We start from the raw sequence: 13,526 nt of genomic DNA on the forward strand, positions 1-13,526 counted from the left end.
ACCTGGGCAACTTCCGATCCCCGGTGTCGCACCCACCTCGAGGCCTCTCCGAACTCCCGGAAGCCCTTCACCTTCAGGTAGGAACCACATGACTTCCACATTCGACGGCCGCGTCGCACGCGCCGACACGAGCGCCCGGTCGCCCCACGCGCGCCGGGCCGCCCTGGCCTCCTTCGTGGGCAGCACACTCGAGTACTACGACTTCTTCATCTACGCCTCCTTCTCCGCGCTCGCGTTCAACACCCTGTTCTTCCCGGATCTCGGTTCGTTCTGGGGGACCATCGTGTCGATGGCGACCATCGGGATCGGCTACGTCGTCCGGCCGCTCGCGGCCCTCGTCTTCGGGCACTTCGGGGACACACTCGGACGGAAGCGGATGCTGGTGGTGACGCTCGTGATGATGGGCGTGGCCACGTCCCTCATCGGCTGCCTGCCCACCTACGGGGCGATCGGCGTCGCGGCGCCGATCCTGCTGGTCCTGCTCCGGGCCGTCCAGGGCGCGTCGGCAGCCGGCGAGTCGGCAGGAGCGGCGTCCCTGGCCCTCGAACACGCACCCGCAGGCCGCCGCGCGCTCGCGGCGAGCTGGGTGAACACCGGTGCGGCTGCCGGCATGCTGCTGGCGTCGCTGGTGGTCCTCGTGTTCTCCGGGCTGCCCGAGGACGCCTTCCTCGACTGGGGATGGCGTATCCCGTTCCTGCTCAGCATGTTCGTCGCACTCGCCGGCCTCGTGATCCGCCGGATGCTGCCCGAGAGCGAGGTGTTCGAGGAGGCCGTGTCCACCGACGGGCCGACGGAGATGCCGGCGAAGGTGATCTTCCGCGACCACTGGCCGAGCGTGCTGCGTGTCGTGGGCTGCGGGCTGTTCGCGGTGGTGTCCACCATCTTCAGCGCCTTCGCCCTGTCGTGGGGCACCCACGAGGCCGGTGTGTCCCGGACCGTCATGGTGGGAGCCACCGTCCTCACCGCCGCGCTCGCCCTCGTCGCGCAACCCGCCGCCGGCATTCTCGCCGACCGGATCGGACGCAAACCGGTCTTCATCACCGGCAACCTCGTCTGCGCCGTCTCCATCTCCGGGTTCTTCTGGGCGATCAGCCAGCGTTCGACCGCCCTGATTCTGATCACCGCGTGCATCGTGATGGTGGTCGGCTACTCGCTCGTCAACGCCATCGGCCCCGCCCTGTACGCCGAGATGTTCGAGACGCGCATCCGGTACTCGGGCATGGCGATCTCCGGACAGCTGGCCCTGGTCGCCACCGGATTCGCCCCCACCATCGCCGCGACCCTCGTCCGGCCCGGACCGAACGGCTGGATACCGGTGGCCGCGTTCACCGCGGGCTGCTGCCTGGTCAGCGCCCTCACCACCCTCACGGTCCGCGAAACCTACCGGACCAGCACCACCGACCTCGGCAAATGACCCACCTCCCGTCGAAAGCGACCGAACCTGTGAAACACGATGTACTGATCGAGAACGACGTCGAGGCGACGATGCGGGACGGCGTCGTCCTGCGCTCGACCGTCTACCGCCCGAATGCCGGCGGCCGCTTCCCGGTGCTGCTCACCCGCACCCCGTACGGCCGCGACCTGTCCGTCAACTCCGGCTATCTCAACCCCACCACGGTCGCGGCCGGCGGAGTCGTGGTGATCATGCAGGACGTCCGCGGCCGGTTCGGCTCGGACGGTGAGTTCGTGCCGTCCGAGAACGAAGGCCCGGACGGCTACGACACGGTGCAGTGGGCCGCCGAACTGCCGTACTCGACCGGAGCCGTCGGCATGTGGGGGAGGTCGTACTTCGCCGAAACGCAGTGGCGCGCAGCCCAGGAGAAGCCGCCCGCCCTGCGTGGCATCGCCCCGGGAATCTCGGCAGGCGGCAACGCGCGGTCCGGCGGGCTCGTGCGCGGGGGCGCGGTCGAATTCGGCGCCCGGCTCGGGTGGGGGCACCTGTCGGCAGGGCCGGCCGAGATCGCGAAACTGTCCCGCACGGATCCGGCACGCGCAGAACGCGAATGGGCGTCGTGGGCGCGGATCGATCGGGCGATGTCCGAGGACGCGTTCTTCGACGCCCTGCCCCTGCGCGACCTGGCCGCCGATGCCCCCGCGTTCTTCGCGTCGCCGATCGTCGAATCGCTCGGATTCCCGATCGACCACCCCAGCCGCGACCTGTGGGACAGTGCCGGCGACCGGGCCGTCGACCTTCCCACGCTGCACATCGGCGGGTGGTACGACATCTTCGTCAACAGCACCCTCGACCAGTACTTCGGCCAACTCGCCCACAGCGATTCCGGTGCGGCTCCCGCGCCGTACCTGATTCTGGGTCCGTGGAGCCACACCAACTTCTCCGGGCTGGGTGGGTCGGTGGTGTTCGGCAGCCCGGCCAACCAGGCGGTGCTCGACTCGGGTCAGGACCTGTCGTCGGTGCACGCGCAGTGGTACGCGGCGGTGCTCGGCGACGAGGAACCCGACCTGCCGCGGGTCCGGATCTTCGTGATGGGGGAGAACCGGTGGCGGACGTACGACCGCTTCCCGGAACCCACTCGCACCGCGGACCTGTTCCTCGCTCCCGGCGGAACCCTCGCCGCGGAAGCAGAGCAGACGGAAGGGCGCGTCGACTACGACTACGACCCGGCGGATCCGGTACCGACGGTCGGTGGGGCGACGATGATGCCGGGAACGTTCGCACCCGGCGCACTGGAACAGAGCCGGGTCGAATCCCGCGACGACGTCCTCGTATTCACCGGCGAGGTCCTCACCGAGCCGTTGACGGTGATCGGCCGGGTGTCCGCGACAGTGTTCGCCTCGTCGAGTGCCGTCGACACCGACTTCGTCGTCAGGCTGTGTCGCGTCACGGCGGACGGGACGTCGATCACCCTCACCGACGGCATCGTGCGGGCCCGCTACCGCGACTCCTACCGGACCCCCGGGGCGTACACGTCCGCCGAGCCGAGCCTGCTCGAGCCCGGGAAGGTGTACGAGTACGCGATCGACCTGTGGTCCACGGCCGTCACGTTCCAGCCCGGTGAGCGGATCCGCGTCCAGGTGACGTCCAGCAGCCATCCCCGCTGGGACCGTAACCTCAACACCGGCGAATCCGCCTACGAGTCGGACGAATTCGTGATCGCCCACCAGCGCGTGCACACGGGGGTCCGGCACCCCAGCCGGGTGTCCCTCCCGGTCGTGCGCTGACGCACCCGTGAGTACTTGTTAACCGCCCGACGTTGACAAGTACTCACGGCTCGTACTGGATGTAGCGTTGCACCTCGCGCGTCCGCTCCGCTCCGGCGAAGCGGGCGACGAGGTGCAATGCCATGTCGATGCCCGCGGACACACCGGCCGAGGTGATCACGTCGCCGTCGTCGACGAACCGGTCGTCCGGCCGCACGACGATGCTCGGGTCGATCTCTGCCAGCAATCCCAATGACGCCCAGTGCGTCGTCGCCGGCCTGCCGTTCAGCAGGCCGGCTTTCGCGTAGACCAGGGCACCCGTGCACACGCTGGCCATCAACGGAACCTCGGCGCGCTGCCGGCGCACCCAGCCGAGATGGGCGTCGTCGAGCAACTGCGGACGCGTGCCCTGGCCGCCCGGGTGGATCAGGACGTCGAGCGGCGGGGCGTCGGCGTAGGAATGATGCGCGCCCAGGACGAGCCCCTTGGCGCACTGCACGCTCCCACCCGATGCGGACAGGCAGAACACGGCGTAGCCGTCGTCGGGGTGCATCCGCGTCCACGCGGACAGCACCTCCCACGGTCCGACGGCGTCCAATTCCTCGACGCCGTCGAACAACACGATCCCGATGTGCTTCACCCTGAAATGCTACCGCCCGTGAGTACTTGTTAACCGCCCGCGGTTAACCTCGATTCTCGGTCAGGTTATCGACCTGAGGTTTCATCGAGGTGGGAAGCGGAAGCGTAGTTCGCGGTTGTTCCACCAGGGGATGGGCACGGCCTTGTCGGCGTAGCCGGCGTCGATGAGGACGGGGTGGTAGGTGCGTGGGGCGAGGTCGACGGTGACGGTGGTGTCGGTGATGTGGAGGGTGCCGGTGGCGTCGAGGAAGTGCCGCCAGATCCGGTCGGGAGTGGCGTGTTCGTAGCGCGGGAGCCGGTGGGCGAGGAGTCGGTAGCAGTTGCCGGCGAGCACGGTCAGGGTGGTGTCGAGGTCGACGTTCAGTGGCAGGCCGGAGGTGAGGGCGTCAAGGTGGAATCCGCCGATGTAGGCGTCGAGTTCGTTTTCGATGAGCATGCGTTCGGCGTAGCGGGCGAAGAGCGCCTTGGCCGGGGTGGTCAGGTCGTTGGTGATCAGCAGGGTGGGTTCGTCGCGGCCGATGTTGCGCACGGCGATCTGCCGGATCTGTTGTCCGATGCCCTTGATGCGGACCATTTCGTCGTGCAGTTGCGGGTGCCGGTAGCGGCCGGATCTGTTGATGCGCACGGTGGTCCAGGCGGAGGTCGGCAGGGCGTCGAGCCGGTCGAGGACGGCGCGGCCGCGTTGGCGCAGGGTCAGCCAGCGGATGCCGCGGGTGCCCAGTTCGTCGAGGACGGTGTAGGTGGTCAGCTGCGAGTCGAACACCAGCAGTCCGGGATCGGTGCCGGCGACCTCGGCCCAGTAGTCGGCGAAGGCGAGCACCTCGCGGGCGGCCTCGGGCTTGGTGACGTCGGCGTTGGCGTAGACCATCTCGGTGGAGGCGTGGTCCTGGGCGAAGAAGGTCAGCACGCTGCGGGTGCGTTGGGAGCGTTTGGGGACGTAGTGCTTTTCCAGGGGGGCGTCCTCGCCGTGGTGCCGGATGGCGTGGAAGTCGAGGTTGAATCCGGCTTCGCCGGTGGCCATCCCGAGTTCCCTGAGTCGGGTGGTCAGCCCCGCCATCGTCTGTTGGTTGGATCCGCGGCGGACCCGGTAGGAGTAGCTGGTCAGGTGGGTGGTCTTCGGCAGGGCGGTCAGCCCCAGGGCGAGGGCGAGGCCGGAATCGTCGGTGAGGGCGGTGACGTGGGAGGGCCGCGGGTTGCGGGCGCACTTGGCCAGCAGCAGCGTGCCGATCGAGTGCCAGGCCGACAGCGTGCGGGTGCCCGGATAGCCGGCCCGCTCGACGAGGTCGTGCAGACCCAGCTCGGCCATCGCGGGTAGGAGCAGGAACAGGCCGGCGTGGTCGCAGTCGACGCGGGTGCCGGCCGGCCAGTGCCGAAGTTCCCGAGCCTTGACCGGTGCGAGCCGTGGGGTGCCGCGGTCGGCCGGGACTCGGCGCGGAAGGCGTTCGAGGCCTTCGACGTCGAGGATGGTCCACACGGTCTGCGCCGAGACCGGGGTGCCTTCGGCCGTCAGCGCGGCGGCGATCTCGGTCACCGACCGATCCTGGGAGCGCAGGTCGAGTACTCGATCGCGGATCCGGTCGGTCTTGCGCGCTCCTTTCGGTCCCGGCTTCGACGAGCGGAATAGTTCAGTCCTGCCGGCCCGCAGGTCGTGCGCCATCTGGTGCACCGTGGCCGCGGAATACCCGAAGTCCCGGCCGACCTGTGCGGCCGGGGCGGAGTCGACGAAGTAGGCCCGCAGCGCCTCGTACTGGCGTTGCGCGGGTTCGTCCGGTTCGAGGAAGTACTCGGCCCCGGATCGCATATCTCAGGTGATCTTCCTGAATAGCATGCCTTTACTGTAGATCGGTTTCGGTAGCGGATCGCGAAGTGAGTGGGTCGACACACCGAAAGATGTTGAATTGCGGGCAGGTCGTTCACTCGCGTGGTGCGGCGACTGGACCGTAACGGGAAAACCGTGAAATTGGCAGCCGAGACTTCATTCCGATAGATCACCTGAGGTTTCGCTGCGGCCACCCGGAAACCCATGCGATCCACGGCCTCCGACATCCGGCGCGGCGACCACTCGACCCGGAACCCACTCACCGAAAATCGAGGTTAACAAGTACTCACGGGCGGAGGTTCGCAGGTCGGGTTTGCGGATCTTGCCGGTCGCGGTGCGGGGGAGTTCCTCCGCGATCCGGATGAACGTGGGAATCTTGAACCCCGCGAGCTTCTCTCGCAGCCGGGCGCGCACCGTGTCCTCGTCGAGGGTGGTGCCGTCGGCGGCGACGACGAAGGCCATGCCGGTCTCGCCCCACTTCTCGTGCGGGACGCCGATCACCGCCGCCTCCCGGACGCCGTCCAGCTTCAGCAGCGCCGCCTCGACCTCGGCGGGGTAGACGTTCTCGCCGCCCGAGATGTACATGTCCTTGTAGCGGTCGCAGATGAAGAGGAAGCCGTCGTCGTCGAAGTAGCCGGCATCGCCGGTGTGCAGCCAGCCGTTCACGATGGTGCGGTCGGTCGCCTCGGGCTGATTCAGGTAGCCGAGCATCACGTTCGGCCCCTTCGCGACGATCTCACCGATCTCGTTCGGTTCGGCGCTCGACCCGTCGGGGCGGACGACGTCGACGTCGGTGAAGAACGTTCGCTTGCCTGCCGATCCGACCTTCGCGCGGACGTCGTCCCCCGACAGCATGGTCACCGACGGCGCGGTTTCCGTCAGACCGTAGGCCTGCGCGATCGCGACGCCGCGTTCCTGCCACGGCGAGATCAGCGCTTCGGGCACGGGTGCCCCGGCGACGCAGATGGCCCGCAGGCTGGACAGGTCGGCGCCCGCGAACCGGGGGTGGTGCCACAGTTCCTGGATCATCGTGGGGACCGCGAAGAACGTGGTGATGCGCTCTTTCTCGATCGTGTCGAGGACGGCGCCGGCGTCGAACTTGCGCAGCAGCACGACGGTGCCCCCGGACAGCAGGGTCGGTGTGACGGCTCCGCCGATGCCGCCGATGTGGAACAGCGGCGCCACCGACAGCGTGCGTTCCTTGGACGTCATGTCCTGGGCGAGGAGCTGGTTCATGGCGTTCCACAGCATGTTTCCGTGGCTGAGCATGACGCCCTTCGGTGCGCCGGTGGTGCCCGACGAGTACATGAGCACCGACAGGTCGTCGAGGCTCACCTGCTCGTCGATGCGGGTGTCGGGCTGCCCGGCGCGCACACCCTCGTAGGTGTGGGCGGACCACGAGTCGGTCAGCCCGATCCAGGTGGTGACCGGGGCGCCCGACCGCGCCAGTTCCTGCGCGACGTCGGCCTGCTGATCGCCGAAGATCACTGTGGTGCAGCGTGAATCGCCGAGAACGTAGCGTGCTTCCTCGGCGGTGAGGCGGGCGTTGAGCGGGAGATACGTGGCGCCGAGCAGCCCGGCGGCGAACATCACCTCGAGCGCCGCGGGGTCGTTGAACCCGAAGAAGCCTACGCAGTCACCCTTCTCGACGCCGAGGGCACGCAGGCCGTGGGCGAGCCGGCGGGTCCGCAGGGCCATCTCCTCGTAGGTGACGGCTCGTCCGTCGAAGACGAGCGCCTCGTTTCCCGGCGTCATGGTGATGCGGCGCTCGAGCCACGAGCCGATGCCCTCGTTGTCCATGGTGACTCCTCGTTCTCTTCGAAACTACTCTCGGGCTCGTGTCAGGCAGACGGGGTGTCGGCGCTCAGGTCGTTGTCCTTGCTTTCCTTCGTCGCGACGAGGAAGACGGCGCTGACCACGCACAGTGCGATGACGAACAGCCCGACCGGGACGATCGACTTGCCGGACGACGCGAACAGCGACGCCAGGATGACGGGGGTGAATCCCGCGCCGACGAGGGTGGCCAGCTGGTATCCGAGCGACGCCCCCGTGTAGCGCGCGCGGGTGCCGAACTGCTCGGAGATGAACGCGGCCATCGGCCCGTAGGTGGCCGAGTGGCAGAGGGTGTACCCGACGAATGCGAGCGCGATGAACGGGAACTGTCCCGTGCCCAGCAGCAGGAACAGCGGGTAGACGCTGAGGATCATCGCCGCGAGACCTGCGAGCATGACCGGTCGGCGGCCGAGCCGGTCGGACAGCCGCGCCGATCCGAGAACCAGGAAGATCGCACAGAACTGGCAGAAGGAGAACGCCAGCAGCGCGTCGGACCGCGGGGCGCCGCTCGACACGGCGTACGTGATGGCGAAAGTGGTGAAGGCGGTCTGCATTCCGAAGCTCGCGATGCAGCTCATCGACGCCACGATGACCGCGCGTGGCCGCTTCAGGATGGTGACGATGGGCGGGGTGGTGTCCTTCTGGGCCGATTCCTTCAGTGCCGCCGTGAACAGCGGGCTCTCCGAGACCTTGGATCGGACGAAGAGGCCGAGGGCCAGCATGAGCGCCGAGATGAGGAACGGGATGCGCCAGCCCCACGTCAGGAACTGCTCGTCGGGCAGTAGGGACACGGCGGCCAGGGCGAGGGTGCCGAGCAGGGCACCGGTCGGCGCACCCGCGTTGGTGAACGCCGCGGCGAAGCCGCGTTTGCCGGATTCGGCGTGCTCGAGCGACATCAGCGCTGCGCCACCCCATTCGCCGCCGACGGCGAGTCCCTGGCAGACGCGGAGGAGGACGAGAAGCACCGCCGCCCAGGATCCGATCATCTCCGGCGGGGGAATGAGCCCGATCGCGAACGAGGCGATCCCCATGACGGTCATGGAGATCAGCAGCATCGCCTTCCGGCCGACGGTGTCGCCGAAGTGGCCGAAGAGGATTCCGCCCAGCGGGCGTGCGACGTAGCCGGCGGCGAATGTTCCCATCGACGCGATGGTCGCGGCGAGCGGGTCCAGGCCGGCGAAGAACACCGGGCCGAAGACGAGGGACGCCGCGGTGGCGTAGAGCAGGAAGTCGTAGAACTCGATGGTGCTGCCCAGGTAGCTCGACAGGATCACCCTGCGAACTTCCTTCTTGCGTCGGGTGGCCGACATGGTGCCTGCGGTGGCGGTGACCGTCATCGATACTCCTTGGCCGAGCGTGGGACAACAGAGCGGAGCGCGTGTGTAGCGCGGATCACAATTAAACATTAATCGTTGAAGTTGTCAATGGAAGAGATTGCCAACGCTTCGGGGGTTGTGGTCGCAGACGGCCGCCGGGGCAGCAGTTCGCGTGAATCGTTCACGCGGGCAATCGGACCCGTCAGGGCCGCGTGAGCCTGCGCCCGATGATCTCCTTCATGATCTCGGTGGTGCCGGCGTAGATCGGCCCGCCGCGGCAGTCGAGGTAGTCCTGCGCGACGTCGTACTCGCGCATGTATCCGTAGCCGCCGTGTAGTTGGACCGCCCGCTGGACGACCCGCTGCTGCAGCTCGGTGATCCACCATTTCGCCATCGCGGCGGTCACCTCGTCGAGCGCGCCGTGCGCGGCGTCGAGGATGCAGCGGTCCGTGAAGCACTGCGCGATCTCGATCTCGGTGGCGAGTTCCGCGAGGTAGAAGCGGTTGGCCTGGAAGTCGGCCACCCTCCGGCCGAACGCCGTGCGGTCGCAGCTGTACGTCAGAGCCTGGTCGAACGTGCGCCGCATCGACGCCATGGACGTGACGGCCACGCTGAGACGCTCCTGGGGCAGGTTGTGGCGCAGGTAGCCGAAGCCGGCGTTCGGTTCGCCGAGGACGTTCTCGCGGGGGACGCGGACGCCGTCGAACACGAGCACGGCGGTGTCCTGGGCGCTCAGCCCGACCTTGTGCAGCGGGCCGGTGCGGGTGAATCCGTCCATTCCGGCTTCGACCACCAGCAGGCTCATGCCCTTCTTGCCCGCGGCCGGATCCGTCTTGGCCGCGACGATCACGAAGTCGGCGAGCATGCCGTTGCTGATGAAGATCTTGGTCCCGTTCAGGACCAGGTCGTCGCCGTCGACGACGGCGGTCGTGGAGATCGCGGCCAGGTCGCTACCCGCGCCCGGCTCGGTCATGGCGATCGCGCCGATCTTCTCGCCGGTGCACAGGGGTGTCAGGAATCGGTGCTTCTGCTCCTCGTTCGCGAGCGCGGCGAGGTAGGGCGTGACGAGGTCGTTGATGCCGGCCAGGCCCATCACCACGGCGGGCGCCCCGACGCGGCAGAGCTCTTCGATGACGATGGCGTTGAATCGGAAGTCGTCGATTCCGCCGCCGGCGAATCGTTCCTCGACGTTGATCCCGAGGAGCCCGAGCTTGCCGGCCTGGCGGTAGACGTCCCGGTCGACCTGTCCCGCATCGGCCCATTCGCGAAGGCGTGGGGCGACGTCACGTTCGGCGAATCGGCGCACCGTGTCCCGGAACGCATCGTGATCGGCGTCGAAGATGGTCCGTTCCAGTGTAACCGGAGACATGCAAGGTTCCTTTCGTCGGCAGGCGCGCATTGCACGCCTGCATGTCCGAAAGGAACCTATCTATCAATCATTGATAATGTCAATGATTAGGGACGGTCGCCGACGTCAATACCAGTACTTCCGCCCGCCGACCGCGCGGCCCGTCGTGCCCAGCAGCAGAAGTACGAGGCCGACGACGAGGAGGATGATTCCGATCGTCGTGAGAATCGAGATCCCCGTGACGAGGCCGATGACGAGCAGGATGAGTCCGAGAACGATCACGGTCTTCCCTCTTTCGATTGACTGCTTGGAACTACTGGCTCGGTTGCGGCACTTCGCAATTGATCTTCGGGTTGACACCCGCATAGTTGAGCGGCCCGGCGATCACGGTGACGGCGATCGTTCCCGCGCTGGCGCAATCGGCCTGCGCGTCCTTGAAATAGCCGCGCTGCCACACGGCGATGGCGCCGATGATCAGCCAGATGATCACGATCAGCGACAGGAGCCGTCCGATACGCATTTCCGACCTCCCGTGTGGGCACCGGCACCGAGCCGGTGTACCTGTCGTACCCGAACGCTATGTCGACGACGTGTCGGTCGGCTTTGCGTGTGCTCCATGGGTATTCGTGGAGCTCGTGCCGTCGGTCCGGGCGTTGGCCGGTCCGCCGTCGGTGGTGCGGGCGTCGTTCGAGGCGGCACTCGTCGTCTTGACCTCGGGATCGAGTTCGTCCGCCCTCTTCCACTCCTGCTTCAGGTCGTCACGAGACGCGGTCGCCGTGTTCTGGTGAGTCTGCGCATCGACCTGTAGTCGCTTGGCCTCGGCGGCCTTCGCTTCCGCTTCTGCCTGGGCCTTCCGTGCATTGGCCGCGGTCTCCTCCGCCAGCGCTTCGCGCTTCTCGACGACGGACGTCTGCTCCTGAGCCTTCGCGCGGATGTTGTCGGCCTCCTGGTGGCGGCGCTCGTTGCGCTTGCGTGACGCCGCAATGAGCAGCGCGGCCACGGCGAGTACGACGACGATCGCGACGATGATCCAGATGATGGTCATGGTGTCCATTGGCTACTCCCAGCAGTGTTGTTGTTAAAGTACCCAGCCCGCAAATGCGGCAAACAGACCGTGAGCCAATCGCAATCAACGGGCAGTTCCGGCTGGCAGGTCCGGCAGCTGGAGTGCTGGAACAGCCCGGCATTCCACTACCGTGAACCGCATGAGCGAGTTGCTGGAACGCGACGGCGTGCGCGGACATCTCCACCGCCCCGCGGGAGACGCGTCGGCCGGGCTGGTCCTGACGCACGGGGCGGGAAGTGACTGCGACACAAAGCTGTTGCGGGCCGTGACCGAGGGGTTCGTGCAGCGGGGGGTGGTGGTCCTGCGGTTCGACCTCCCGTTCCGGCTGCGCCGCGCCTCGGGTCCGCCACACCCGTCGAAGGCGGCGGAGGACCGGGAGGGCATCGCGGCCGCGGTGGCCGTGATGCGGGAGTTGGTGTCTGCGCCGGTGTGGGCGGGCGGGCACTCGTACGGCGGGCGTCAGGCGTCCATGCTCGCCTCGGAGCGTCCGGGTCTCGTCGACGCCCTGCTCCTGCTGTCGTACCCGCTGCATCCACCGGCCAAGCCGGAGAAGCTTCGCACCGAGCACCTTCCCGGCCTCCGTACCCCGGCCGTGGTGGTGCACGGGTCGAAGGACCCGTTTGCGACCCCCGACGAAATGCGGTCGGCACTCGCACTGATCCCCGCTCCGACGACGCTCGTCGAACTCGAGGGTGCCCGGCACGATCTGGCCCCGGACAGGTTCCCGGTGGTCGAACGCACGGTCGCGGCCATGCTGGACCTTCTGTAGGGCGGCCGAGAGCGTCCGCCCGTGGTCGGTATGTTCGGTGAATGAGCAACGAGCAGTCGGACGCGCCCCATTGGTTCACCACGGCAGTGGCGGCCCCGGTCGACATCGGCCGGGTGGACGTCGCCGGCGCCGAGGTCCACTACCGCGCGTGGGGTCCGACGGGCACGCCCGGGCTCGTGCTCGTCCACGGCGGCGCCGCCCACAGCCGATGGTGGGATCATGTGGCACCCATGCTGGCCACCGGCCGCCGCGTCGTCGCACTCGACCTGACCGGGCACGGAGACAGCGACCGCCGCCAGGAGTACGGACTGGAACGGTGGGCGGAGGAAGCCCTCGCCGTCGCCAAACCGGCGGGCATCTCGGGCGCGCCGGTGCTGGTCGGGCACAGCATGGGCGGAATGGTGTCGTACGTGGCCGCGCAACTGTTCGGCGAGGACCTGGCCGGTGTCCAGCTGATCGATTCGCCCGTCCTCGCGCGCACGCCGGAAGAGGAAGAAGCGCGGAAGCAGCGGGCATTCGGTCCGAAGAAGGTCTATCCGTCCCGGGAGGTGGCGCTGCAGCGGTTCCGGTTCGTCCCGCCGCAGGACACCGCGGTGCCCGCCGTCCTGCGCCACGTCGCGGAGACCTCGATGGAGGAGGTGGACGGCGGGTGGTCGTGGAAGTTCGATTCCTCGTTCTTCTCCCGCGAGGGCAGCGGCCATCTGGGTGCGTCCGACCCGCGCTGCCGCCTCGCCTACTTCCGTGCCGAGAACGGCATCGTCACCGACGCCATGATGGACAGCATGCGCAGCCGATTCGGGCCGACCGCGGTGGTCGTCGAGATCCCCGACGCCGGACACCACGTGATGATCGATCAGCCGCTCGCGCTGGTCGTCGGTATCCGGACAGTGCTCGCGTCGTGGGACGTGGAGGATTCCGTGGCCGGGATGCCGCGCTGACTGAACTGACTCAGTCGCCGGACCGCACGGCGGCGACGAACTGCTCGATCAGCGCCGCATCCTTCACCCCGCGGGACGATTCGACGCCGCTCGACACGTCGACACCCCACGCGCCGGTCGCGTCGACGGCGGCGCGCACGTTGCCCGGATGAAGCCCGCCGGCGAGAATCCATTCGCCGTTGGGCCTGCTCTGATTCGCCCAGTCCCAGGGCACGCCCGCCCCGGCGATGGCCCCGTCGACGAGGATGCGGTCTGCTCCGAAATCGCCCGAGGTGTCACCGGCGACGACGGCACGGATCACGCGGAGCCCCGCCTCCCGCAACCGGATGACGTCGTCGGCGGAGGTCAGGTCGTGCACCTGGACGGTGCCGAGACCTGCCGCGGCGGCGATCTCGATCACCTCGGGCACGGGATTCCCCTTGAACACGCCCACCGCGACCGTGTGACCGGTGACCCGGCGGACCAGCGGTGCGGCGTCCTCGGCGGAGATCCGGCGGACGCTGTCGGCGAACACGAAACCCACGGCGTCGACGCCGAGGCGCACGGCCAGATCGACGGAGGCCTCGTCACGCAGACCGCACACCTTGATGAATGTCACCCCCGCAATTTTACCGGTCGCTCCGAGTCGCCGACGCAGTG

Annotated in this window: 12 protein-coding genes and 1 pseudogene; 4 read left to right on the forward strand and 9 right to left on the reverse strand. The window is 68.0% G+C overall.

The genetic code is table 11. The features are described 5' to 3' along the window. Positions 1–88 precede the first annotated feature (88 nt). Together P3H15_RS10480 and P3H15_RS10485 are read left to right on the forward strand one after the other, a co-directional pair. Complete coding sequence (locus P3H15_RS10480) at positions 89–1,414, forward strand: MFS transporter (protein ID WP_276137173.1); 1,326 nt, start codon at positions 89–91, stop codon at positions 1,412–1,414. Then, positions 1,411–3,180 carry a CocE/NonD family hydrolase gene (locus P3H15_RS10485; protein ID WP_346348770.1) on the forward strand — a complete coding sequence of 590 codons (1,770 nt, stop codon included), beginning with the start codon at positions 1,411–1,413 and terminating at the stop codon, positions 3,178–3,180. The genes P3H15_RS10480 and P3H15_RS10485 overlap by 4 nt, the downstream gene beginning before the upstream one ends. Positions 3,181–3,223: 43 nt before the next feature. Here P3H15_RS10485 and P3H15_RS10490 read toward each other — a convergent pair whose 3' ends face one another. The 8 genes and pseudogenes from P3H15_RS10490 to P3H15_RS10525 all read right to left on the reverse strand — a co-directional run bounded on the left by P3H15_RS10490 (position 3,224) and on the right by P3H15_RS10525 (position 11,168). Next, positions 3,224–3,799, reverse strand: a complete 576-nt coding sequence (locus P3H15_RS10490) for a DJ-1/PfpI family protein (protein WP_276137175.1) — start codon at positions 3,797–3,799, stop codon at positions 3,224–3,226. A gap of 81 nt (positions 3,800–3,880) precedes the next feature. Further along, positions 3,881–5,599 carry a hypothetical protein gene (locus P3H15_RS10495; protein WP_276137176.1) on the reverse strand — a complete coding sequence of 573 codons (1,719 nt, stop codon included), beginning with the start codon at positions 5,597–5,599 and terminating at the stop codon, positions 3,881–3,883. A gap of 288 nt (positions 5,600–5,887) precedes the next feature. After that, a pseudogene (gene couL / locus P3H15_RS10500) lies at positions 5,888–7,417 on the reverse strand (p-hydroxycinnamoyl-CoA synthetase); the annotation flags it as partial. A 41-nt stretch (positions 7,418–7,458) separates the two neighbouring features. Further along, positions 7,459–8,787 (reverse strand): p-hydroxycinnamate MFS transporter, encoded by a 1,329-nt coding sequence (couT, locus tag P3H15_RS10505; RefSeq protein WP_276137177.1) that lies wholly within the window; start codon positions 8,785–8,787, stop codon positions 7,459–7,461. A gap of 181 nt (positions 8,788–8,968) precedes the next feature. Beyond that, on the reverse strand, positions 8,969–10,135 hold the full coding sequence (couH, locus tag P3H15_RS10510) for a dihydro-p-hydroxycinnamoy-CoA dehydrogenase (RefSeq protein WP_276137178.1): 1,167 nt from the start codon (positions 10,133–10,135) through the stop codon (positions 8,969–8,971). A 105-nt stretch (positions 10,136–10,240) separates the two neighbouring features. After that, the gene (locus P3H15_RS10515; protein ID WP_095863450.1) at positions 10,241–10,396 is read right to left on the reverse strand and encodes a DUF6131 family protein; all 156 of its coding nucleotides are present in this window, start codon (positions 10,394–10,396) and stop codon (positions 10,241–10,243) included. 31 nt (positions 10,397–10,427) lie between these two features. Continuing rightward, positions 10,428–10,634 (reverse strand): hypothetical protein, encoded by a 207-nt coding sequence (locus tag P3H15_RS10520; RefSeq protein WP_276137179.1) that lies wholly within the window; start codon positions 10,632–10,634, stop codon positions 10,428–10,430. A 57-nt stretch (positions 10,635–10,691) separates the two neighbouring features. Continuing rightward, entirely contained in the window at positions 10,692–11,168 is a 477-nt protein-coding gene (locus P3H15_RS10525) for a hypothetical protein (protein ID WP_276137180.1), read from the reverse strand. 142 nt (positions 11,169–11,310) lie between these two features. Here P3H15_RS10525 and P3H15_RS10530 point away from each other — a divergent pair, with 142 nt between their 5' ends. Further along, on the forward strand, positions 11,311–11,949 hold the full coding sequence (locus tag P3H15_RS10530; protein ID WP_276137181.1) for an alpha/beta fold hydrolase: 639 nt from the start codon (positions 11,311–11,313) through the stop codon (positions 11,947–11,949). Positions 11,950–11,990: 41 nt separating this feature from the next. After that, a complete protein-coding gene (locus P3H15_RS10535; protein WP_276137182.1) occupies positions 11,991–12,887 on the forward strand; it encodes an alpha/beta fold hydrolase in 897 nt (298 codons plus the stop codon). Positions 12,888–12,897: 10 nt separating this feature from the next. On the opposite strand, the gene P3H15_RS10540 is transcribed toward P3H15_RS10535, so the two are convergent. Beyond that, entirely contained in the window at positions 12,898–13,485 is a 588-nt protein-coding gene (locus P3H15_RS10540; protein ID WP_276137183.1) for a phosphoribosylanthranilate isomerase, read from the reverse strand. Positions 13,486–13,526: the final 41 nt, after the last annotated feature.

The sequence above is a fragment of the Rhodococcus sp. T2V genome (assembly GCF_029269925.1).
GTDB classification, from domain to species: domain Bacteria; phylum Actinomycetota; class Actinomycetes; order Mycobacteriales; family Mycobacteriaceae; genus Rhodococcus_F; species Rhodococcus_F koreensis.

Coding starts and splice junctions, on each gene's coding strand:
- P3H15_RS10480 (WP_276137173.1), top strand. CDS start 89: ATGACTTCCACATTCGACGGCCGCGTCGCACGCGCCGACACGAGCGCC.
- P3H15_RS10535 (WP_276137182.1), top strand. CDS start 11,991: ATGAGCAACGAGCAGTCGGACGCGCCCCATTGGTTCACCACGGCAGTG.
- couT (WP_276137177.1), bottom strand. CDS start 8,787: ATGACGGTCACCGCCACCGCAGGCACCATGTCGGCCACCCGACGCAAG.
- P3H15_RS10495 (WP_276137176.1), bottom strand. CDS start 5,599: ATGCGATCCGGGGCCGAGTACTTCCTCGAACCGGACGAACCCGCGCAA.
- couH (WP_276137178.1), bottom strand. CDS start 10,135: ATGTCTCCGGTTACACTGGAACGGACCATCTTCGACGCCGATCACGAT.
- P3H15_RS10525 (WP_276137180.1), bottom strand. CDS start 11,168: ATGGACACCATGACCATCATCTGGATCATCGTCGCGATCGTCGTCGTA.
- P3H15_RS10520 (WP_276137179.1), bottom strand. CDS start 10,634: ATGCGTATCGGACGGCTCCTGTCGCTGATCGTGATCATCTGGCTGATC.
- P3H15_RS10485 (WP_346348770.1), top strand. CDS start 1,411: ATGACCCACCTCCCGTCGAAAGCGACCGAACCTGTGAAACACGATGTA.